Annotated in this window: 19 protein-coding genes; 9 read left to right on the plus strand and 10 right to left on the minus strand. The window is 72.5% G+C overall.

The window, feature by feature from the left end; translation table 11 throughout:
• Positions 1-31 precede the first annotated feature (31 nt).
• From DEU32_RS09985 to DEU32_RS17175, 4 genes are read right to left on the minus strand one after another with little or no spacing between them, the layout of a single operon-like run.
• Positions 32-1,279, minus strand: coding sequence for a glycosyltransferase (locus DEU32_RS09985; protein WP_114850376.1), 1,248 nt, complete (start codon positions 1,277-1,279; stop codon positions 32-34).
• Positions 1,272-3,344 (minus strand): ATP-binding cassette domain-containing protein, encoded by a 2,073-nt coding sequence (locus tag DEU32_RS09990; protein ID WP_114850377.1) that lies wholly within the window; start codon positions 3,342-3,344, stop codon positions 1,272-1,274. The genes DEU32_RS09985 and DEU32_RS09990 overlap by 8 nt, the downstream gene beginning before the upstream one ends.
• Positions 3,341-4,504, minus strand: coding sequence for a glycosyltransferase (locus DEU32_RS09995; RefSeq protein ID WP_114850378.1), 1,164 nt, complete (start codon positions 4,502-4,504; stop codon positions 3,341-3,343). Before DEU32_RS09995 ends, DEU32_RS09990 begins: the two co-directional genes overlap by 4 nt.
• Positions 4,505-4,563: 59 nt before the next feature.
• Positions 4,564-4,809: a hypothetical protein gene (locus DEU32_RS17175; RefSeq protein ID WP_167509975.1), complete on the minus strand. Its 246-nt coding sequence runs from the start codon at positions 4,807-4,809 to the stop codon at positions 4,564-4,566.
• A 381-nt stretch (positions 4,810-5,190) separates the two neighbouring features.
• Between DEU32_RS17175 and DEU32_RS10005 the strand changes: the two genes are divergently transcribed.
• Positions 5,191-5,643, plus strand: coding sequence for a PTS glucose transporter subunit IIA (locus tag DEU32_RS10005; RefSeq protein ID WP_114850380.1), 453 nt, complete (start codon positions 5,191-5,193; stop codon positions 5,641-5,643).
• A 32-nt stretch (positions 5,644-5,675) separates the two neighbouring features.
• Here DEU32_RS10005 and DEU32_RS10010 read toward each other — a convergent pair whose 3' ends face one another.
• Positions 5,676-6,410, minus strand: coding sequence for a GntR family transcriptional regulator (locus DEU32_RS10010; RefSeq protein ID WP_114850381.1), 735 nt, complete (start codon positions 6,408-6,410; stop codon positions 5,676-5,678).
• 124 nt (positions 6,411-6,534) lie between these two features.
• On the opposite strand from DEU32_RS10010, the gene DEU32_RS10015 reads away from it, so the two are divergent.
• The 7 genes from DEU32_RS10015 to DEU32_RS10045 all read left to right on the plus strand — a co-directional run bounded on the left by DEU32_RS10015 (position 6,535) and on the right by DEU32_RS10045 (position 15,016).
• Complete coding sequence (locus tag DEU32_RS10015; protein WP_206609173.1) at positions 6,535-7,161, plus strand: response regulator transcription factor; 627 nt, start codon at positions 6,535-6,537, stop codon at positions 7,159-7,161.
• Positions 7,154-8,371, plus strand: a complete 1,218-nt coding sequence (locus DEU32_RS10020; RefSeq protein WP_114850382.1) for a sensor histidine kinase — start codon at positions 7,154-7,156, stop codon at positions 8,369-8,371. Before DEU32_RS10015 ends, DEU32_RS10020 begins: the two co-directional genes overlap by 8 nt.
• A 79-nt stretch (positions 8,372-8,450) precedes the next feature.
• Positions 8,451-10,499 carry a bifunctional lysylphosphatidylglycerol flippase/synthetase MprF gene (locus DEU32_RS10025; protein WP_114850383.1) on the plus strand — a complete coding sequence of 683 codons (2,049 nt, stop codon included), beginning with the start codon at positions 8,451-8,453 and terminating at the stop codon, positions 10,497-10,499.
• Positions 10,496-11,809 (plus strand): esterase family protein, encoded by a 1,314-nt coding sequence (locus tag DEU32_RS10030; RefSeq protein ID WP_147281444.1) that lies wholly within the window; start codon positions 10,496-10,498, stop codon positions 11,807-11,809. The genes DEU32_RS10025 and DEU32_RS10030 overlap by 4 nt, the downstream gene beginning before the upstream one ends.
• Positions 11,810-11,908: 99 nt before the next feature.
• A complete protein-coding gene (locus DEU32_RS10035) occupies positions 11,909-12,301 on the plus strand; it encodes a lactococcin 972 family bacteriocin (RefSeq protein WP_114850385.1) in 393 nt (130 codons plus the stop codon).
• 70 nt (positions 12,302-12,371) lie between these two features.
• Positions 12,372-14,384, plus strand: coding sequence for a hypothetical protein (locus DEU32_RS10040; RefSeq protein WP_147281445.1), 2,013 nt, complete (start codon positions 12,372-12,374; stop codon positions 14,382-14,384).
• Positions 14,381-15,016: an ABC transporter ATP-binding protein gene (locus tag DEU32_RS10045; protein ID WP_114850387.1), complete on the plus strand. Its 636-nt coding sequence runs from the start codon at positions 14,381-14,383 to the stop codon at positions 15,014-15,016. The genes DEU32_RS10040 and DEU32_RS10045 overlap by 4 nt, the downstream gene beginning before the upstream one ends.
• A 48-nt stretch (positions 15,017-15,064) precedes the next feature.
• Here DEU32_RS10045 and DEU32_RS10050 read toward each other — a convergent pair whose 3' ends face one another.
• The 5 genes from DEU32_RS10050 to hisC form a co-directional block, all read right to left on the minus strand.
• Positions 15,065-15,637: a GNAT family N-acetyltransferase gene (locus DEU32_RS10050; protein WP_114850388.1), complete on the minus strand. Its 573-nt coding sequence runs from the start codon at positions 15,635-15,637 to the stop codon at positions 15,065-15,067.
• Between the two features lie 91 nt (positions 15,638-15,728).
• Positions 15,729-17,318 (minus strand): dihydrolipoamide acetyltransferase family protein, encoded by a 1,590-nt coding sequence (locus DEU32_RS10055; RefSeq protein ID WP_114850389.1) that lies wholly within the window; start codon positions 17,316-17,318, stop codon positions 15,729-15,731.
• A 32-nt stretch (positions 17,319-17,350) separates the two neighbouring features.
• Positions 17,351-18,310, minus strand: coding sequence for an alpha-ketoacid dehydrogenase subunit beta (locus DEU32_RS10060; protein WP_114850442.1), 960 nt, complete (start codon positions 18,308-18,310; stop codon positions 17,351-17,353).
• Positions 18,311-18,399: 89 nt separating this feature from the next.
• Positions 18,400-19,533, minus strand: coding sequence for a thiamine pyrophosphate-dependent enzyme (locus DEU32_RS10065; RefSeq protein WP_114850390.1), 1,134 nt, complete (start codon positions 19,531-19,533; stop codon positions 18,400-18,402).
• A 5-nt stretch (positions 19,534-19,538) separates the two neighbouring features.
• Positions 19,539-20,636, minus strand: coding sequence for a histidinol-phosphate transaminase (hisC, locus tag DEU32_RS10070; RefSeq protein WP_114850391.1), 1,098 nt, complete (start codon positions 20,634-20,636; stop codon positions 19,539-19,541).
• An 87-nt stretch (positions 20,637-20,723) separates the two neighbouring features.
• Here hisC and DEU32_RS10075 point away from each other — a divergent pair, with 87 nt between their 5' ends.
• Positions 20,724-21,122, plus strand: a complete 399-nt coding sequence (locus DEU32_RS10075) for a phage holin family protein (RefSeq protein WP_114850392.1) — start codon at positions 20,724-20,726, stop codon at positions 21,120-21,122.
• The last annotated feature ends 34 nt before the right edge of the window (positions 21,123-21,156 follow it).

A 21,156-nucleotide genomic window follows, 5' to 3' on the forward strand; every position in this document is an offset into this window, starting at 1 on the left:
GAGCCTGTTCAGACGGGCGGGCGCGCTCCGCTCACGCTCCGAGACGCTCGAGCGCGTCCCGGATCCCGATGGCAGCTTCTCGGAACCGGTCCGGGACGGTTCCCCCGAGTCGGCCCTCCAGCACCGCCCACGCGGTGCTGTCGTCGCCGACGAGCAGCGAGAGCAGACCGAGGTCATCGAGCAGCCCCGGGTCGGCCTCGGACCCACCCAGCAACTGCGCGGCGACGCGAGACCGGATCTGCCGCGCCTGCTGTCGGAGCGCCTCGCGCTCGATGGAGAGTGCCAGCGAGTCACGGTCCGCGACGTCGAGCTGCTGCTCGGAGGTCTCGAGCGTCGATCTGGCTTGCGAGACCGCACCGCGCTGCAACTGGCTCCCGATCAGGTCCCGGATCGCAGCGACGTGGGGTTCCCCTTGGAAGGCGATCGTCTGCGGCCCAAGGACGATCGCCGCACGAAGGTCAGCCTCGGTGGCCTCGTCGGTCCGGAGCGGCCGGGCGTCCCGGCTCCGGTAGTAGTGGTCCTTCGCGGTCGCCTCACCACGTGCCACGACGGCGTCCAGAACCTCTTGGTTCCTGCGGGCCTTGTCGGCTCCAGCAGCGCCGTCGTACCCGTCGTGCACGAGGTCACAGTCGAGGTCGACCTGGAGGACGACTCCGCCGCGGACGAAGAGCTCCTCGTGCAGGGCGCCCCGGTACCGGACCAGACCGTCCGCTCGCATCACCCGACCCACCCGCGAGACCGTCCCGCGATTGCCGTCCCAGACGCGGAGCGAGACGCCCAGCCGGCCGCTCGCTGGGTGCTGCGAGAAGTGTCGCAGCACTTCTTCCAGCGACTCGGATGCCTGCGGCACGAACACTTCATCGGTGTCGACGAACACGACCCAACCCTCGCCGGCCGCATCCAGTCCCGCGTTCCGCGCCGCCGCGAAGTCGTTCCTCCATCGGAACGGGATCGCGGTGACCCGCAGGTCCGGTCGGTCCGCGGGCCGCATCTCCGACACGTCGTCCACTCCGACGACCAGGACGTCTGCTCCGGGTGGGAGTGAGGACAGCGTCGGACAGAGGTCGGTTCCCGGGACGGACGCCAGGATGCAGTACGTGACCGTCGACGAGGACTCCGTGGCATCCGGACGCCGGTTCGCGGAGGACATCAGGATGTTCCCGCGCGCCACCTTCGTCAGCACGGCGATCCGACGGAGGAGGAACGCGCGTTCTCGGGCCGAGGCCGTGGCGCCCATGGCCGCGCGCGCACTCGGGACGTCCCAGCACCCGTCAGACATTCGGCACCCCGACTTCGACCACGCGCGTGGCCAGGCTGTCGAGCGCCTCGCTGTGCGACACGAGCAGCACGGCAGAGCAGAGTCCCAGCCCCATGATCCGGTCCACGATCACGCGTTGGGTCGCGACGTCGAGCATCCGGGTCGCCTCGTCCAGGATCAGCAGACGGGGCCGATCGACGAGCGCCCGGGCGATGCCGACCCGCTGCGATTCGCCTCCGGAGAGACGGACGTGCGGCGGTCCGATGGGTGTCGCGTAGCCCAGCGGGAGCCGGCTGGCCAGGTCGTCGAGACCGACCGCCGTACAGATCCGATCGACGTCCTCGATGTCCCGACCGAACGTGACGTTGTTCAAGAGTGTGTCGGCCATCACGGCCACGGCATCGGGGACGTACCGCACGGGCTCGCCGCCGGCGTCGCGGAGCGGTTCCCCGTCGAGCGCGATTGAGCCGGTCCAGTCGTCCTCGAGACCCGCCAACACCCGGCAGATCGTCGACTTCCCCGCTCCGTTGGGACCTCGCAGCCCGACGACCTCACCGCTCTGGATGCTCAGCCGCGGGAGGTCCGCGAGGACGCTCCCGGCCGCGACGACACGCAGCGCCTCGACACGGAGCAACGGTGCCCCGTCGCCCGCATGCGCGCCGCCGGAGACCGGGAGCGCAGCCCGCGCGAAGGAGATCTCCTCGATCCGTTCCGCGCTGACGGTCGCCCGCTGGACGTCCTGCTGCAGACCAGCGAGCGCGAACGCAGCTCCCGACATCATCGGGAGCAGGACCGCGAGCGAAGCGAGCGAACCCAGCGAGAGCGTTCCTGCCTGGACCTGGAAGGCCATCAGGGTCATCACGACGATCAGGACCACGCTCCCGGCGAAGGCCGTGGAGAACTCGAGCGCTGCGGAGACGAGGAAGACCCGTCTGGTCTGATCGATGAGTCCGTCGAAGGCCGCACGCAGTCTCGGTCGCTGGTAGGCGACCCAGGCTGCCCCACGGTTCGTCACGGAACCCTCGACGACTTCGACCATGGCTTGGGTCAAGGCACTCTCCGCGCCCGCGGCACGCCGTTGCAGTGACTCGATCCGCTTCCCCTTGATCCACCTCGCTGATGCGATCGCCGACACACCGACCAGACACGCGAGTGCTGCGACCGGGCTCTGCAACCCCAGCACCGTCACCGCACCGAGCAGAGTGGCAGCGCTCAGGATCCCGGAGAGCACCGAGTCGTGGACGAACGACCGCATCTCGGACAGGTCCGTGAACCTGGCCATCAGGTCTCCGGGGGCGTACGCCCGGAAGGCAGTACCCCCCAGGGAGAGCACCGTCGTCCCGTAGCCGAGCGCGAGTTCGCGTTCCATGGACACCGAGCTCGTGAAGGCCTTCCGGGTCGAGAGCCAACCGAAGGTGGCTCCCGCGGCTGCGACGAGCAGCGTGATCATCCCGATCGCGACCAGTGCGGCAGACGAGAGTGCGCCGGCGGCGGCGAGATCGACGAGGACCCGGACGAACTGGGACACTGCGAGGCCGGACGCTGTCGCGGCGAGCGAGAGGAGAGCAACACCCGACAGACGGCCGCGAGCGCTCCAGAGCAGTCCACGCACCACCTCTCCCCCGCTGCGGTCCTCGCGCGCACTCGCCGGCCTCTCGCTCGGCACCACGGTCATCAGGTAGCCCGAGGTGTCGAGGGCCGCCTTCCGGACCCATCCTTGGTCGCCCGCTGGGTCGGTCACCCGGACACGGTCGCCTCGCTGACGGTCGATTGCCACGAAGTGCCCGCCGTCACGGTCGAGGTGCAGGACCGCCGGGAGGTACCGATCGCTCACCTGTCGGAGATCGTCGAACCGGTAGCACGTCGCGTCGAACCCGTTCCGGTCCGCGACCCGCTGCAGCTCCAGCAGGGACATCGCCGTCTGCGAGCGTCCGTACAGCTGCCACATGCGCCCGACGCTCCGGCGCACCCCGTAGCACCCCATGACCGAGCTCAGCGCGGCGACGCCGCAGTCCGAGTCGAGACGTTGCGGGACGTGCGGTGCACGCTTACGGGAACCGTGGTCCGGGATGCCTGACGACCTCACAGCGCTCCTCCGGGCTGACCGTACAGGTCACGGAAGGGCGCGCTGTCCTCCCCGAGGCGATCCGTGAGCTCGATGAGTACGTCGACTGCGCGGGCCGCGAGATCACTCGCCGGGTCACCGGCCGACCCACTCTGCAGGTGGCGCGCGAGGAGCGCACGGGTGCGCGCGCACTCGACCTCGGCGAACAGCAGCAGCGCCCGAGCGCGGAGGAGCGCGAGCTCGAGCGCGCCCGGCTCTCCGAAACGGCGAGCGGCGGATTCGTGTTCATGCGCCTCCAGGACGGCACGAGGACCGCCGTCCAGGAGCAGCCCGACGAGCAGGGAGAGTCGCGCACCCAGCTCCTCCTCGAGGGACAGACTTCCGGACGCGATCGCATCCTGGAGCACCTGTCGGCGCTCCGGACTCTCGGATTCCGCGGCCAGTTCCTGCGCGTGCGCGAGAAGTCGCCGGCCCTCGGGCCCATCCTCGGCTCTCCAGCCCTCGATGATCGTCGTGTTCCGACGGCGTCGCTCGGCCACCTCCGTCTCGTACCCGTCGTGCGCCACGGTGACGTCGAGCGCAACACGTTCGACCTGACCGTCGGCACGGAGGACAGGCACCTCGTGGAGCCGCCCGCTCCACCGCACGGCTCCGCGCACCCGGAACAGACGCGGCAGGAACGGCGTGACTCCGGCAGTCTGATCGAGGACGGTGACACCACCGATGATGCGATCGCGTAACGGGTGCCTCTCCAGGGCCCGAGCTGCATCGACGACCCGTTGAGCGTGACCGGGGAGCAGGAACTCGTCGTCGTCGACGAACGCCACCCAGCCGTTCTCCAGCTGGTCCACCGCGAAGTTGCGTGCTGCCGCGAAGTCACCCGTCCACTGACGCCGGACGACCTCCACGTTCCGGCCGCCCACCGACCGAAGGAGGTCGAGCTGCCCCGGTCCGCTGTCGACGACCAACACACGAGCGTCCGCGGTCAGACTCTCGACACAGCGCAGGACACGAGTCGGGTCGCCGGCGCTCACGACCACGAAGACGAGTGAGCCGTCGTCGACTGGAACGTCTGGTGAGTCGATCGGCCAGAAGGTGCTCGACGCGAGGGTCTGCGCCCGGACGGCACCGAGGCCGACCGGCAGATCCCCCGGGGAGCGGAAGACATCAGTTGTTTGCATGCTTCTCCATGCGGGCACCACCGACCGCGGCGATGCGATCGATGGCGCCCGGTCAGAACTCAGTGACAGATGCAGGTACCGCAGCTGCCGCTGCTCGGCGGCGCCGGCTTGCTGTGCAGGATCGCGTACGCAGCCATCTTGCCGACCCAGGACGGCGAACCGATCCCGATGAGGCCGACCGAGCCGCACTTGGGCCCGTACTTGTAGTACCAAGCGCGGAGCTTGTCGATCCACGCCCCTCCCCGGACCTCGTTCAGCTCGTCCTGATCGATGATCTGCTGGAGCAACATCTCGCGTGCCGTCATCGGCATTCCCCTCTCTTCCGCGTCGGGGAGGCTCCCCCGGGCTCCGAGAGTCAAGCGGCCCGTGACGAGCGTGGTCCAGCCCCCCACACGGACTTCATCCTCACGACGGACCCCGTTCCGTCACTCGGACAGCGCAACAGTCGGTCGGTCGCCGTCGGACCGGTCCGGGCGCCCGGAGTCGAGCGAACTGCCCGTGGCGTCGACTCGCTCGACGGCCAGCGTCCGGTCAGGGCCTACAGTCGAGTCGACCGGGCAACTCCGCCCAGGTCGATGTCCTCGTGAGGAGGAGGGTGCCGTGGCAGGAGCCATCGCCGTGCTCGCCGCAGCCGGAGTCCGAGTCGGAGTCCCGACGACGGGCACGCGGCGCCAGCGGGGTCAGCGGTGACCACCGTCCGGACGCCCTTCGCGGGTCCGGTCGTCGCCCTGGCGGACGTGCCGGACCCGGTGTTCGCCGAACAGCTCGTCGGTGCCGGGGTCGCGGTCGACCCCACTGGAGCCGAGGGCCCCGTCACCGCGGTCGCCCCGGTCGACGGCTCGATCGTCAAGCTGCACCCGCACGCGTTCGCCCTGCAGGGTGCGGCGGGGACCGACGTCCTCGTGCACGTCGGCATCGACACGGTGAAGCTCGGGGGCGAGGGCTTCGAGCTGCTCGCGGCCGAGGGCGACACCGTCCGCGCGGGCGACCCCGTCGTGCGGTTCACCCCGTCGGTGATCTCCGCCGCCGGCTACTCCCCCGTCTGCCCGGTGGTGGTGCTCGGCAGCGCGCCGGACTCCGTCGAGCAGTCCACCGTGGGCTCGGTGCTCACCGACGGCGCAACGCTCTTCACGGTCTGACACCGCGCGCAGCGCGGGACCGGCGGTGGAGGTCAGGCGGCCGGGCTGGTCGCCGTGACCTCCATCTGCACGCGGTAGCGGTCCGAGCGGTACCAGGAGCGACTGTGCTCCACGGGCCGGTCGCCGGAGTACGACACCCGGTCGAACTCGAGCACGGGCGCACCCGTCTTCGTCCCGAGCAGGGTCGCGACGTCGTCGGCGACGGGCTTCGCCGCGACGGTCTGCTGTGCGCGGTCGATCGGGGTGTCGTACTCGGTCGCCGCGAGCGAGTACACGGACCCGGACAGATCGTGCTCGAGCAGCCCGGGGAACGCGTCCGCCGAGAGCCACGCGTCGTCGATCGACACCGGTGCCCCGTCGGCCATCCGCAGGCGCTTGAGGTGGTACGCGGTCGCACCGTCCCCCAGGCGCAGCGCGGCCACGGTGTCGGCGGGCGGCACGGTCTCCTCGCGGACGAGCACGACGGTGGTCGGAACGTGCCCGAGCGCCCGCATCTCCTCGGTGAAGGACGCCAGGTGCAGCGTCGACTGCACGGGCCGGTGGGCGACGAAGGTCCCCTTGCCGCGCACGCGCTCCAGGTAGCCCTCGTTGACGAGCTGCCCGAGCGCCTCGCGCACCGTGATCCGCGAGACCCCGTACTCGGCGATGAGCTGCCGCTCCGACGGGATGGCCGCACCGGGGGCGAGCCGGGTCGTCGCGAGGTCGAGCAGGATCCGCCGCAGCTGCTGGTGCTTCGGTTCGGCACCCTCGGTGATGCGGCTCGTCATGCGGGTCCCTCTGCTCCGTCGCTCGGCGTGCTGGTGGTCCAGGTGGTCATGCGCGGACATGACCAGTGGGCCTCACAGTAGCGATTCGATCGGTGTTCGCCAACGTCGTGACAAGATGACGCCCGTGACCACGGTGGTGATCGTCGACGACGAGACGCTCGTCCGCTACGGCTTCGAGCTCATCCTCGGCGCCGCGGCGGACATCGAGGTGCTCGCCACGAGCGGGGACGTGGACGCGGTGGAGACCGTGCGGCGGCACCGACCCGACGTGGTCCTGCTCGACGTGCGGATGCCCCGGGTCAACGGGCTGCAGGTCCTCGCCCAGCTGCGCGAGCTGCCCGAACCGCCGGCCGTCGCGATGCTCACGACGTTCGACACCGACACGCAGGTCGTCGCCGAGGCGATGGACGCCGGTGCGGCCGGCTTCCTCCTCAAGGACACCGACCCCGAGTCGCTCGCCGAGTACGTCCGGGCGCTGGCCCGCGGGGGCATCGTGCTCGCCCCCGGCGTCGACCGCACCCGCCTGTTCGCGCTCCGCCGGAGCGCCGTCCCGCCGGAGCTGTCCGACCGTGAGCACGCCGTCGTGCGACTCGTCGCCGAGGGCGCGAGCAACCCCGAGATCGGCCAGCGCATCGGCGTCAGCACCGGCACCGTGAAGGAGGACGTGCGCGCCCTGCTCGCCGCCTTCGGCGTCACCACGCGCGTCCAGCTCGCGCTCCGCGCGGCCGAGGCCGGACTGCTGGATGGCTGAGACCGCCGGGCGGGTCCGGGCTGCGCTGTCGGGTCTGGACGGGAGGCTCGAGGGACTCGTCGACGCCGGCCTGCGCCGGGCGCGCGCCCGGAAGGCGCCGTGGTGGGTGGTCGACGCCGTGTTCCTGGCGGCTGCGGTCGTCGACGCGGTGCTCGACCTGTCGGGAGCCACGACGACGGAGATCACGCTGTCCCTGGTCGCCGCCGGGGCGCTGGTGCTCCGCCGACGCTTCCCCGTGCTGACCTTCGCGCTCACGATGCCCGGGCTCTTCATCGGCTCCGGGGTCGTCGCAGCGAGCATCGCCCTCTTCACCCTCGGCGAGCGCACGAGTCGACGGTGGCTGATGCTCCTCGCCGCGGTCGTGCAGTTCGTCGGGTTCAGCGGCTTCGTCGTCGGTCCCCCGCAGCAGCTCGACGAGATCGTCGTGTCCACCGTCTACGCGCTCATCTTCGCCCTCGGACCGCTCGCGATCGGCATGCTCGTCCGCACCCGGGCGGTGCTCGTCGACCGCATCGCCGAACTCCGGGCGTCCCGCGCCGAGGAACGTCGTCGGGGCGCCGAGATCGCGCTGTCCCGCGAGCGGGCGCTCCTGGCCCGCGAGATGCACGACGTCGTCTCGCACCAGGTCACGCTCATCGCGGTGCAGGCCGGCGGGATGCAGATGGCCGGACGCGACGACCGGGAGCGCGAGTTCGCGCGGACGATCCGGCAGCTCTGCGTCGTGACCCTGCAGGAGCTCCGCGAGATGGTGCAGGTGCTCCGCGCGTCCGGCGGCACCGACCGCGAGATGGCACCGCAGCCCCTGCTCGGCGACCTCGACCGGCTCATCGCGGCGAGCGGCCTGGAGACCTCGGTCGCGGTCGACCTGCCGGACACCCTGTCGCAGCCGGTGCAGCGCGCCGTCTACCGCTTCGTGCAGGAGGGCCTGACGAACGTCCGGAAGCACGCGCCGGGGGCGAGCGTCCGGATCAGCGGCCGGCTGCACCACGAGCAGGTGCTCGTCGACGTCGTGAACGGGTCGGCGCGTGCCGAGCGACTCGAGCTCCCCGGGTCCGGTCTCGGGCTCATCGGGCTGGGTGAACGCGCGTCGCTGCTCGGCGGTCGGCTCGAGTCCGGGCCCCAGCCGGGGGACGGCTTCGCGCTGCACCTGCGCCTGCCCGTCGAGCACGTCCCGCCGGAGGTCGCGGTCGGAGCACCACCGCGCGGGTGACCGGCGATGGCCGATCGGCCACCCGGGTTCACGCCACCGCCCGATGCCGGAGTGACGACACCTCGGCTGTGATGACACCGTGGCACCCAACACCCTCGTCGCAGCACTCCGCCGGCACCCGGTCTCGACCGCCGTCGCCGTGGCCTCCGTCGTCCTCGTCGTCACCGCACGCATCGCGCACGCCGAGCCGGACTTCCCGCACCACCCGCCCGTCGCCTGGGCCGCCCTCGTGGTCGTCGTGCTCGCCACCCTGCTCGCAGAACGCACCCTCGGATCGCTCCGCACGGTGGCCATCGGCGTGCTCGCTCCCCTGGCCGCCGCCGGGACGACCCTCCTCGCCGTCACGGTCGGCGCCGCCATGGGCGAGGCGCACGCCGAGACCGCGGCGGGCCAGCCGCTCTTCGCCCCCTCGATGGTCGCGACGGCCCTCGTCGGCGCCGCCTCCGCGACGATGCCCGTCGGCCGCCGTCGCCGGATCCGGGCCGTCCTCTGGACGGTCGTCCTGACCCTCGTGCTGTTCGCCGGGCACGGGTCCGACACCGCGCGTGCCCTCGCGACCCTGTTCGGGACCGCAGCCGGCGCGATCGCGGCGCGCCGTGCCTCCCGGCCGGCCCCGGAGCGCCCGCGGACCGCCGCCCGTCCCGCCGTCCAGCCCCGTTCGGTCGTCGTCGCGACGCTCGCGTCGCTCGGTGCCGGCACGCTCGTGACCCTCGTCGTGCCGCAGCCGGACGGCGTGCTCTCGCCGTTCGCGGACGCGATGAGCGACCGGGCGACCGTCCTGGTCGGCATCCTGCTCCTCGCCGCCGCCTGGCTCGTCCACCGCGGCCGTCGGACCGGTGTCGTCCTGGCCGCCGGGCTGCTCGTCGTGCTGACCGCCGTGCTCGCCGACGTGTTCCTCATCGAGCCGATGAGCGAGGGCTTCGTGCAGTGGCGGGGCCTGACCATCGACGAGGTCGAGTGGCAGGTGACGCTGCTCGGCGCCTGGGCCGTGCCCGCCGCCGTGCTGCTGGCCGTCGTGCTCCTGCGCGGCCGGCTCGTCCGGGCCCGCTTCGCCGCGGCGACCCTCGGCGACACGGGCTACCGGGAGATGCTCCGCGACGGGGACGCCGGTACCCTCGGCCACATGGGGACGTGGACCGGCAACGCCACCTGGACCCACCCCGACGGGCTGGGCGCGGTGGCCTACCGCGTGCACGGCGACGTCGCCCTGACGGTCTCCGACCCCGCCTGCGCCGCCCGCGACCGCGCCGAGGTCGTCACCGCCTTCGCCCGAGCCTGCGAGCGGAACGGCTGGACGCCCGCGTTCACGAGCGTCCACGAGTCCGTCCGCACGATCCTCGCCACCGAGGGCTGGGCGTCCTTCCCGGTCGGCGTCGAGTCGGTGCTCGACGTGACGACGTTCGACCTGCGCGGCAAGAAGCGGCAGGACCTCCGGACGGCGTCGAACCGCGCCGACCGCGAGGGCCTGCGCGACGAGTGGACGACCCTGGCCGCGCTCGACCCGGCGATGCGCGCCCAGGTCGAGGCGATCTGCACCCGCTGGGCGGCCGACCGGCGTCTGCCGGAGATGGGCTTCACGCTCGGCGGCTTCCGCGAGCTCGACGACCCCGACGTGCGGCTCCTGCTCGCCGTCACCGCCGACGACCGCGTCACCGCCGTGACCAGCTGGCTGCCCGTGCACGAACACGGCACCCTGACCGGCTACACGCTCGACGTGATGCGCCGCGGCGAGGACGGGATGCCCGGCGTCATGGAGTTCCTCATCGCCCGCACGGCCCTGCGTGCCCGCGAGGCCGGTCTGACCACCATCAGCCTGTCCGGCACGCCGCTCGCGCCGCACACCGACGCCGGCTCCTGGGTCGCCCGCGGGTCCGCGCTGCTCGCCCGGGTGCTCGAGCCGGTGTACGGGTTCCGGTCCCTGCAGCGGTTCAAGGAGAAGTTCGGCGCCCGGCACGAGCCGCTCTGGCTGGTCGTGCCGAGTGCGTTCCAGGCACCCCGGGTGGCCCGGGCCCTGACGAGCGCGTACGTGCCCGGACTCCGCCCGAAGCACCTGTGGGCCCTCCGGCAGGCGCACACCGCCACCGCCGAGCCCGTCGCGCCGGCACCCGTCGGCGCGGGCAGCCGGTGAGCCCGACCGAGTGGCTGCTCGCGACGCCGCTGCAGGCGCCGAACAAGCTCGTCCCGATCGACACGGCCTTCGTCGTCCTCGCCCTCGTGGTGCTGCTGCCGGCGGTCCGGCGGTGGCGTGACCGCGCGGCCTGGCGACGGGTGGCCTGGCGAGCAGGGATCGCCCTCGCCGGCGCCGGACTGGTGCTCGTCGCGTGCTGGTTCACGACCTCGGTCGTCGACCTGTTCGGCGTCGCACTGAGCCCGGTCACACAGATGTGGAGCGCCTTCGCCGGTGCCGCCCTCGCCCTGGCCGTCACCGGGATCGTGCACGGCGGCGGGTGGCGGCGGGCCCTCGCGATCGTGCTCGTCCCCGCGGCGCTCGTCGTGCCCGCGCTCGGGATCAACGTCGAGTTCGCGAAGTACCCGACCCTCGGCACCGTCGTGCAGAGCGACCCCTACCCGACCTACCACGCGGGGGCCCGGTCGACCGCGCACCCGACCCCTGGCGGCCCGACGGCCTCCGCCACCCCGGCGATGCCCGCGTCCGGGCAGATCGTCTCCGCGGACATCCCGGGCACGCGCTCCGGCTTCCACCCCCGGCCGGCGGCGATGTACCTGCCGCCGGCGGCGCTCGTCCCGGACCCGCAGCCACTCCCGGTCGTGATCGCGTTCTCCGGGCAGCCGGGCGCCCCGAGCGACCTGTTCACCGCCGGACAGCTCGCCACGCCCCTCGACGAGTACGCCCGGGCCCACGGCGGTCGAGCGCCCATCGTCGTGTCGGTCGACCAGCTCTCCTCGCCGGGGCTCAACACGATGTGCGTCGACTCCCGACTCGGGAACGTCGACACCTACGTCACGCAGGACGTCCCAGCGTGGATCCTCGCGAACACCCCCGCGACGACCGACCGCAAGGCCTGGGGGCTGACCGGGTTCTCGCAGGGGGCGACCTGCACGATGCAGTTCCTGTCCGGTCACCCGGGTGACTTCGGCGCTGCCCTCGCCGTCTCGAGCGAGCTGCAGCCGATCGACCAGAGCCCGCGGCACAGCGCCGACGAAGCCTTCGGCGGCTCGATCGCGCGGTGGCAGGCCGCGGCGCCGATCGCCCTGCTGCGGCAGAACGGGCTCGCCGGGCACAGCGTGTGGCTCGTCGCGGGGTCGGTGGACGGGGAGTTCACGGCGAACGCGCGGAAGCTCGGCGCTGCTGCGACGGCAGCCGGGGCCCGGGTGTCGGTGTCGAGCGCGCCGGGGAGCGGGCACGACTGGAACACCGTGCAGTGGGCGTTCCGGACGGACGTGACACCGTTCTGCGACGCGCTGTTCGCCCAGTGATCGAACAACCGATATACAACGTTCCAGAAGGCTGGACATCAGTTCCGGTTGCTGCCATCGTGGTCGTGCCCGTTCCGGGCACACCACGAAGGGGGAACGATGAACCGCACACACAAGCACATGCTGGTCGGCCTCGCGCTGACCGTCGGCCTGGTGGCCGGCACCGCCGCGACGGCGACGGCCGCGCCGCTCGAGCAACTCGGGTCCGGTCCTGACGCCGGCGGTGTCGTCCTGTCCACCGCGGACACGACCACGGTCTCGAGGACGACGGGCGTCGGCGGGACAGCCCGCGGCGGCGACGGAGCGTTCTGGCAGTACGGCGTGAGCGGCGGCGACGTCTGGTCGAACTCCTTCCGCGAACGGAGCTGTCACGGCGCGACGGCGGTGGGGAAGAAGACCAAGCGCGTGACGAACGTACCGGGCGGCAGGTACGCCTACGCAGCGACCCCGAAGGCCGGCAGCGGCAACCAGGCGTACTACCACAACTGCTGACACGCAGGGCGGGCGCCCCGGCGGCGCCCGCCCTGCTCGGGGACCGAGGGGAACGCACGTGTCGCACCGGATGCTGCAGCTCGCATACGCCGTGCCCGCCGTCCTCGCGGTCGTGCTCGGCTTCGTCGGGCTGCTCCAGGTCGCGGAGTCCGGCGCGGTCGGTAGCACCGGGACGGTGACGGCCACCGCCGGCGCCGCGACGGGATCCAACGAGCGCGTCGCCGCGGCGCTCGAGCGCGTCGCCCGGACCGAACACGTCACCATCGTCCGCTTCGTCGCCGACCGCGCCTCGCCCGTCGATCGTCGGACGGCGCTCACGACCGGGGCACCCGGGACGCGTGGCGCGACGTGGCTGCGGACCGGCTACCCGGACTTCTCCCGTGGCATGTCCACCCGCGTCGAGCCGATGGCGGCGCTGGTCGAATTCGACCCCACCGGGACCTACGAGCTCGACGGGAGCGACCTCGCCCGGAGTGCGACGGTCGACGCGCTGCGCAGCGTCGGCTACGAGGCGTCGTCGGAGGCGATCCCGCTCGCACGGCGGCTCGGCATGAGCGACCGACTCGACGGGACGCTCGGGCTCGTGGGACTCGTGGTCACCGGCGCGGTCGTCCTGTGCCTGGTCGGGACCGTGGGAGCCCCGCGGCGGTACGCGGTGCAGCAGGCGTTCGGCCGGAGCAGCGGCGCGGTCCTGCTCGGCGAATGCTCCGTCGTGCGAGAACTGCTCCCCCTGATCGGGGTCGCTGTCCCGACGGGAGCCGCCGCGCTCTGGTGGTACAACCGCCTCGCGGACGTGGGCCCGTTCGTGCTGGCGGTCGCGGCGATCGCCGCCGTGCTCCTCCTCCCCGTCATCGCGGCGCACGGCGTCGGCGTCCTGGCCGCGCTCCGCGTGCCGATGGCGGAGGGGGTCCGCGGTGCGCGCCCGACCGCCCCGCTCGTCGCACTCGCCCAAGTTGCGCGGTTCCCGGCGGTGCTCCTGCTCGTCGCCGCGGTGTTCGACCTCGTCGGCGCGACCGCGGTGGCGCGGTCGGGTTCGATGGACCGCGACCTCCGTGCCGCCGGTGCGAGCGTGCAGCTCTGGGTCACGCCGGACCCACGCCCGGTCGACACGCAGGAGTACTGGGACCGCATCGGGGACTTCGCGGCGTCCGCACTCGTGGACGGCGGCGCGATCCTCGCCGCGCCGGTCGAAGTGCCGGTCGGTGCCGCGCGCTCGACCGTCCCGGTGCTGTTCGTGGACGACGGGTACCTCCGGCTCCGGGACGTCCGCGCGACCGACGGCTCGCGTGTCTCGCCCGGCAGCACCCGACCGGCGGTGTGGCTCCCGGACGGGGCGGACCTCGACGGGACGGGGCTCGTCCGGGCGCTTCGAGACTGGGACCTGCGGAACGCCGCAGAGCCGGGCGTGCACCTGTCAGCCGTCCGGCTGGCCGACGGTCCGCTCTACGCCTTCCCGGGCGACGCGACGACCCCGACGTGGCTGGACGACGCCGCGCTGGTCCTCGTACCCGACCCTGCCCGTGTCTTCACACCGGACCAGCTCGGGTCGTGGCTGTCGAGCGGCGACGTCGTCTTCCGCACCCGGGCCGACGCCGAGCGCAGCATCACCCGCGCTGGGATCGGACGCGAGTTCAGTGCCGTCGTCGACGTCGGGCAGGCCGCGGCCGAGGAGGCACGACGCGCGCGCCTCGCCGTCGGCGTCGGGACGGCAGCGGTGGTGAGCGGGCTCGCCGTCGCGGTGTCGCTCTCGGTCCTCGCCACCGCGGCACACCGACGGCGTTCCGGCCGACGGCGCTTCGTGCTCGCCACGGCCGGGGTGTCCGGACTCCGCGCGGACCTGGGGCTGTTCGCGGTCGAGTTCGTCCTCGTGGCCTGCGGAGTCGTCGCCGTCGTCGACACCTGGGTCAGCCGACGTCCGGACGGGACCGGGTTGCACTCCGTGCTGGATCCCGTCGCCCGCGCGGCGGACCCCGCGGCGCTGCTCGCTGCCGCGGTCGTCGTCACCCTGGCCGCCGTCGGAGTGGTCGTCGTCGGCTCGACGGCCCGGACCGTCGTCCGGGAGCGAGGAGCAGGAGCGCGATGATCGAGGTCCAGGACGCGTCGAAGCGCCGCGGCGGTCGGCTGTTGTGGCACGGGTTGTCCTTCCGCGTCGAACCCGGGGAGGTCCTCGCCCTCCGCGGCCCGAGCGGTTCAGGCAAGTCGACCCTGCTCGACTGCGTCGGCCACCTCGACACGCTCGACGCCGGCCGCATCATCCTCGACGGTCGCACCGCCGGTGGGAACGCCAGGCGCGCACGCCACATCCGGCGGGACCTGCTCGGGTACCTGTTCCAGGACTTCGGGCTGGTTCCCGACCTGTCCGTGACGGCGAACATCGACCTGGCGCTCCCCGGTCCACGGCACCGGGTCGGTACGGCGCCGTCGGTCACCGCCGCACTCCGGAGCGTCGGCCTGGACCGCCGCGGTCCGGACCGTGCTCACGAGCTGAGCGGCGGGGAACAACAGCGCGTCGCACTCGCGCGACTGCTCGTGAAGCAGCCCCGCATCGTGCTCGCCGACGAGCCGACGAGCGCGCTCGACGACACGAACGCCGAAGTCGTGCTCACGCACCTGGAGGCGCTGGCTGCGGCCGGCGCTGCGATCGTGGTCGCCACCCACTCCGCCGCGGTCAGCGGCTGGGCAGACAGGAGCCTGACCCTGACGACCGCGGACTGACCCGACGCGCAGGAGACGGGCGACAGGTGCCGAACCCCGACGAACGCGTCAGGCGTTGCGCACGAGCCAGGCGAACTGGTCGTCCGTGAGTGCCCGGTCGGCCCACACCTGGCGCTCCACCCCGTCCGGCAGCGGCGCGGCCGAGCTGCCCTGCCACACGAGCGCGAGTCCAGCCGCCCGCAGCACCGCCGCGGACGCCGGGTTGTTCGTGAGGACCCGGCCCGTCACCGGGACGTGAGCGTCGACCCGGGCCGCCGCGTCGAGGGCCGCTCGGGCGATCTCCTTCGCGTAGCCGTTGCCCCAGGACTCGGGCGCGAGCCGGTAGCCCAGGTTCCAGACGTGGCCGGCGGTCATGTCGACGCCACCGACGCCGACGAACGTGCCGTCGGTCGTCCGGACGGCCCACGAGCCGAGCCCGTGCCGCGCGCGACCACCGATCTTCCGCTGCACCATGTCGATGGTGGACGAGCGGGTCGTGTGCCGCGCCGTCGGCAGGTGCGTCCACGTGCGCGCGTCGGAGAACAGCGCGTGCACGTCGTCGATGTCCGCCGGGGTGAGCGGCGTCAGCACCAGGCGATCCGTCCGGATCTCCTGCGCCGGGGTCAGGAGCTGGTGGGCCATGCACCGATCATCGCCCGCGCCACCGACAACGCGGTGAACACCACGCGACGTCCGCGTGATCCGGCCCGGGCGTGCGGGAACCCGCAGGCGCTCAGTCGAGCAGGAGCGCCGGCTCCTCGATGATCGACGCGATGTCGGCGACGAAGCGCGAGGCCACGTCGCCGTCCACCACGCGGTGGTCGAACGAGGCGCCGATCGTGGTCACCATCCGCGCGCGGACCTCGCCGTCGACGACCCACGGCTTCGGCTTGATCGTGCCCATCGCCACGATCGCGACCTCGCCCGGGTTGAGGATCGGCGTCCCGGTGTCCATGCCGAACACCCCGATGTTGGTGATCGTCACGGTGCCGTCGGCCATCTGCTTCGGCGTGGTCTTGCCGTCGCGGGCCGTCAGGGTCAGCTCCTCGAGCGCCTGGGCGAGCTCGAACAGGGACATGTCCTGCGCGTCCTTGATGTTCGGCACGATGAGCCCGCGCGGGGTCGCCGCGGCGATGCCGAGGTTCACGAAGTGGTGGACGATGATCTCCTGGTCGGTCCAGGTCGAGTTCACCGAACGGTTGCGGCGGACGGCCCAGATCACGGCCTTCGCGAAGACGAGGAGCGGCGAGACCTTCACGCCGGCGAACGTCGGTGACGCCTTCAGACGCTTGACGAACTCCATCGTGCGGGTGGCGTCGACGTCGACGAACAGCGAGACGTGCGGCGCGGTGAACTTCGAGGTGGTCATCGCGGTCGCGATCGCCTTGCGGACGCCCTTCACCGGGATGGTCTCGCGGCGGACGTCGCCCCACTCCGGCGTCTCGATGTTCCGGAAGACGCCGGCCTGCTTGGCGTGCCGGATGACGTCGTCGCGCGTGACCTCGCCGGCGAGCCCGGTGGGCACGACCTCGGTCAGCTCGACGTCGAGGTCCTTCGCGAGCTTGCGGATCGGCGGCTTCGCGAGGACGTTCACGGCGGCGAGGGCCTTGCGCGGGCGCGTGCCCTGGGCGGCGACGGCCTGCGCCGTCGAGTCCTCACCCGGGTCCGACGCGGCCTCGGCAGCCGCCTGCGCGTCCGCACTGGAGGCACGGCTCGCCTCGGCCGCGAGGGCTGCGGCCCGGCGGGCACCCGGCTTGCGACGCGACGGGGACGTGGTCGCCGAGCCGTAGCCGACGAGGACGGCCCCGGAGGACTCGTCGGAGCCGACGACCGTGGCGTGGTCGGCGACCTCGGGGGCCGCCGCGGCGTGACGCGCCGCCGGCGGCGCCGCGGCGGCGGGTGCGGCGGGTGCGGCCGGAGCCGCAGGCGGGGTCTGTGCGGCGGGGGGCTGCGCCACGGGGGCCTGCGCGGCGGGAGCGGGCGCCGGGGTGGACGCGACCACGGGCGAGGTCGGGACGCTGTCGGCGACCGGCGCCGTGCCTCCCGGCTGGACACCGGTGGGTGCACCGGAGGCGACCGACGCGTCGGACTCGACCCGGATGATCGGCTTCCCGACCTCGACCGTGTCGCCCTCGGACACGAGCAGTCCGGTGACGGTGCCGGCGAACGGCGACGGGAGCTCGACGAGGGACTTCGCGGTCTCGATCTCGACGAGGACCTGGTCCACGGCGATCTCGTCCCCGATCGCCACGCGCCACTGCACGATCTCGGCCTCGGTCAGGCCTTCGCCCACGTCGGGCAAGGGGAATTCGGCGGTGGCCACTACGGCTCCTTCGACGGTCAGGACGGTTCTGGTCAGTACGCGAGTGCGCGGTCGACGGCTTCGAGGACCCGGTCGGCGTCGGGCAGGTGCAGGTGTTCGAGCTTCGAGACCGGGAACGGCACGTCGAAGCCGGAGACCCGCAGCGGCGGCGCCTGCATCGTGTAGAAGCAGTGCTCGGCGACGGTCGCGGCGATCTCGCTGCCGACGCTGACGAAGCCGGAGGCCTCTTGTGCGATGACGAGGCGCCCGGTCTTCCGCACCGAGGCGAAGAGCGGCTCCCAGTCGATCGGCGAGATCGAGCGGAGGTCGATGACCTCGCAGCTCGTGCCCTCGGACTCGGCGAGCTCGGCGGCCTGCATGAGCGTCGCCACCATCGCGCCGTGGCCGACGAGGGTGACCTCGCTGCCGGTGCGGGCGACGCGCGTCGTGTGCATCGGGACGTGGCCGCCGATCAGGTCGACCTCGCCCTTCGGCCAGTAGCGGGACTTCGGCTCGAGGAAGATCACCGGGTCCTTCGACGCGATGGCCTCCTGGATCATCCAGTACGCGTCGTTCGGCGTGCTCGGGCTCACCACGCGGAGTCCCGGGGTGTGCGCGAAGTACGCCTCCGGGGACTCCTGGTGGTGCTCGACGGCGCCGATGTGCCCGCCGTAGGGGATGCGGATGACGACCGGCAGCGACATGTGGGCCGGCAGTCGGTTCTGCATCTTCGCGAGCTGCGAGGTGATCTGGTCGAAGCCCGGCCAGACGAAGCCGTCGAACTGGATCTCGACGACCGGGCGGTAGCCGCGCAGGGCGAGCCCGATCGCGGTGCCGATGATGCCGGACTCGGCGAGCGGGGTGTCCCGGACGCGCGCGGCGCCGAACCGCTCCTGCAGGCCCTCGGTGATGCGGAAGACGCCGCCGAGCTGGCCGATGTCCTCGCCCATCAGCAGGACCTTGTCGTCCGCCTGCATCGCCGCGGCGAGCCCGGCGTTGAGCGCCTTCGCCATCGGCAGGTTCGGGGTGGTGTCGCTCGGGACCTCGCCGGCACCGGGGTGGGCGCGGAGCGTGTAGTCGAAGAGCTGCTCGGTGGTGCTCATCAGTGGGAGCCCCCTTCGTAACCGGCCTCGTAGCGTTCGAGCCAGGCCTGCTGGTCGGCGACCGTCGGATGCGGCTCGCGGTACACGTTCTGGAACATGACGTCGATCGACGGCGGGGTCAGGGCGACCGTGCGGCGTCGGACGTCGGCGGCGATGTCCTCGCCCTCCTCGTCGAACACGGCGAGCTGCGCGTCGGTGACGCCGAGGCTGCGGAGGTACGCGGCCGACCGGCTGATCGGGTCGCGGCGGACCCACTCGGCCAGCTCGTCGTCCTCGCGGTAGCGGCTCGGGTCGTCGGAGCTCGTGTGCGCACCGATGCGGTACGTGTCGGCCTCGACGAAGGCGGGACCCTGCCCGCTGCGGGCGTGGTCGGTCGCGACGACGGACGCCGTGTACGAGGCGAGGACGTCGTTGCCGTCGACCCGGACGCTCGGGATGCCGAAGCCGCGGGGGCGGTCGACGAGCGGACTCGGCGACTGCGTGGTCACCGGGACGGAGATCGCCCAGTGGTTGTTCTGCAGGAAGAAGACCACGGGGGCCTTCGTCGAGGCCGCGAAGACGTAGGCCTCGTTGACGTCGCCCTGGCTGGTCGCACCGTCGCCGAAGTAGACGATCGAGCACGAGTCGACGTCGGGGTCACCGGTGCCGACGACGCCGTCGAGCTGCTGGCCGAGCGCGTAGCCCGTCGCGTGCAGCGTCTGCGACCCGATGACGAGGGTCGAGACGTGCGTGTTGCCGCGCTCGTCCGGGTCCCACCCGCCGTGGGTCTGCCCGCGGTACATCGCGATGATCTCCATCGGCTCGACGCCGCGGTGCATCGTGACGGCGTGCTCGCGGTACGACGGGAAGACGTGGTCCTGCGCCCGGAGCGCGAAGACCGAGCCGACCTGCGCGGCCTCCTGTCCGTGGCTCGGCACCCACAGGCCGAGCTGTCCGGTGCGCTGGAGGTTGTGCCCGGCGTGGTCGAACCGCCGGGTGAGGACCATCCGGCGGTGCATCGCCAGCAGGGTCTCCTGCGGGATCGCCCGGGCAGCGGCGGCGTACTCGGCGTTCTCGTCGGTCTCCACGAACCGGCCCTCGGGGTCGAGGAGCCGGACGGTGGTCGACTCGGGTGCCGCGGCGCGGAATGACATGCCGGTCAGCGTAGCGGGCGGTCCGAGGGGGCCATCTGGAGGTCCTCCACAAGCGAGGCCGCTGTTTCGAGGAGCGTTTCCACAGCCTCGTGCTCGCCGATGGAGATGCGGATCCCCTCGTTCCCGAAGGCCCGAACGATGATCCCCGCGCGGTCGAAGGCATCGGCCGCATGTGCGGTGCGTTCCCCGGTCGGCAACCAGACGAAGTTGCCCTGCGCGTCCGGCACGTCCCAGCCCTGGTCGCGGAGCGCGGCGACGATCCGGTCGCGGGACTGCGCGAGCTCGGCGACGCGCTCGAGCAGTTCGTCCTCGCGCTCCAGGCTCGCGAGCGCGGCCGCCTGTCCCTGCGCGGTCACGGACAGCGGGATGGCGCACGCGCGGACGGCGTCGAGCACGTACGCCGGGCCGAGGGCGTAGCCGACGCGCAGACCCGCGAGGCCGTACGCCTTCGAGAACGTCCGCAGCACGACGAGGTTCGGGTACCGCTCGAGCAGCGGAGCGCCCCGGACGGCGGTCGGCTCGGTCACGAACTCGGCGTAGGCCTCGTCGAGCACCACGAGCACCGACGACGGCACCCGCGCCATGAAGGCGTCGAACTCGGCGGCGGTCACGACCGGTCCGGTGGGGTTGTTCGGGGAGCAGACGATCACCATGCGCGTGCGCTCGGTCACGGCGGCGGCCATCGCGTCGAGGTCGTGCCCGCCGTCCGGCCGGTTCGGGACCTGCACGCTCGTGGCGCCGGCGACCGTGACGACGCCCGGGTAGGCCTCGAACGAGCGCCACGCGTAGACGACCTCGTCGCCGGGCGCGCTCACGGCGCGGGCGAGCTCGTGCAGGATCGCGACGCTCCCCGGGGCGACGTGCACCTGGTCCGGGGTCAGGCCGAACCGGTTCGCGAGCACCGCGCGGACGGCGAGGGCGCTGGCGTCCGGGTAGCGGTTGAACGCCGTCTGGGCCTGGACCGCCTCGACGACGCCGGGCAGCGGCGGGAAGGGGTTCTCGTTGCTCGAGAGCTTGAAGGCGTCCGCGGCGGCCTGCCGACCCTGCTGGTACGCGGGGAGGACCGCGATCTCGGGCCGGATGTGCACGCGCGTGTCAGTCACGCAGACAGCGTAACCGCGTGTCGGTCACGCAGACGGCGTGACCACCGACTCAGCGGAACCGGCGGTGCCGCCGGGCATCATGGCGGCATGCGATTCCTCGTCCGCCTCGTCGTCAACGCCGTCGCGCTCTGGCTCACGACCCTGATCGTGAGCGGTGTCACGGTCGTCCCGTTCGGCACCGGCGACACCACCGCCGTCGTGCTGACGTTCCTGCTCGTGGCGTTCGTGTTCGGCCTGGTGAACGCCGTCGTCGGCACGATCATCCGGGTCGTCGCGTTCCCGCTCTACGTCCTGACGCTCGGGCTCATCTCGCTCGTCGTGAACGCCGTCCTGCTGCTCATCGTCGCCGGGATCTCCGACGCGATGGGCTTCGGGCTGCAGGTCGAGTCGTTCGGCTGGGGCATCGTGGGTGCCTTCGTCCTCGCCGTGTTCTCGTGGCTGATCGGCCTGTTCGTGCGCCCCGCGCTCGACCGGCGCCGTCGGTGACGCGGGCCGGGCGACCGACCGGCACCGTGCCTCC

Source organism: Curtobacterium sp. AG1037 (assembly GCF_003349855.1).
GTDB classification, from domain to species: Bacteria; Actinomycetota; Actinomycetes; order Actinomycetales; family Microbacteriaceae; genus Curtobacterium; species Curtobacterium citreum.

Bases quoted from the DNA above. Each gene is read 5' to 3' on its own strand.
- DEU32_RS09985 (WP_114850376.1), bottom strand. From the start codon at position 1,279: ATGTCTGACGGGTGCTGGGACGTCCCGAGTGCGCGCGCGGCCATGGGC.
- DEU32_RS09995 (WP_114850378.1), bottom strand. From the start codon at position 4,504: ATGCAAACAACTGATGTCTTCCGCTCCCCGGGGGATCTGCCGGTCGGC.
- DEU32_RS17175 (WP_167509975.1), bottom strand. From the start codon at position 4,809: ATGACGGCACGCGAGATGTTGCTCCAGCAGATCATCGATCAGGACGAG.
- DEU32_RS10010 (WP_114850381.1), bottom strand. From the start codon at position 6,410: ATGACGAGCCGCATCACCGAGGGTGCCGAACCGAAGCACCAGCAGCTG.
- DEU32_RS10020 (WP_114850382.1), top strand. From the start codon at position 7,154: ATGGCTGAGACCGCCGGGCGGGTCCGGGCTGCGCTGTCGGGTCTGGAC.
- DEU32_RS10035 (WP_114850385.1), top strand. From the start codon at position 11,909: ATGAACCGCACACACAAGCACATGCTGGTCGGCCTCGCGCTGACCGTC.
- DEU32_RS10040 (WP_147281445.1), top strand. From the start codon at position 12,372: ATGCTGCAGCTCGCATACGCCGTGCCCGCCGTCCTCGCGGTCGTGCTC.
- DEU32_RS10045 (WP_114850387.1), top strand. From the start codon at position 14,381: ATGATCGAGGTCCAGGACGCGTCGAAGCGCCGCGGCGGTCGGCTGTTG.
- DEU32_RS10050 (WP_114850388.1), bottom strand. From the start codon at position 15,637: ATGGCCCACCAGCTCCTGACCCCGGCGCAGGAGATCCGGACGGATCGC.
- DEU32_RS10060 (WP_114850442.1), bottom strand. From the start codon at position 18,310: ATGGCGAAGGCGCTCAACGCCGGGCTCGCCGCGGCGATGCAGGCGGAC.
- DEU32_RS10065 (WP_114850390.1), bottom strand. From the start codon at position 19,533: ATGTCATTCCGCGCCGCGGCACCCGAGTCGACCACCGTCCGGCTCCTC.
- DEU32_RS10075 (WP_114850392.1), top strand. From the start codon at position 20,724: ATGCGATTCCTCGTCCGCCTCGTCGTCAACGCCGTCGCGCTCTGGCTC.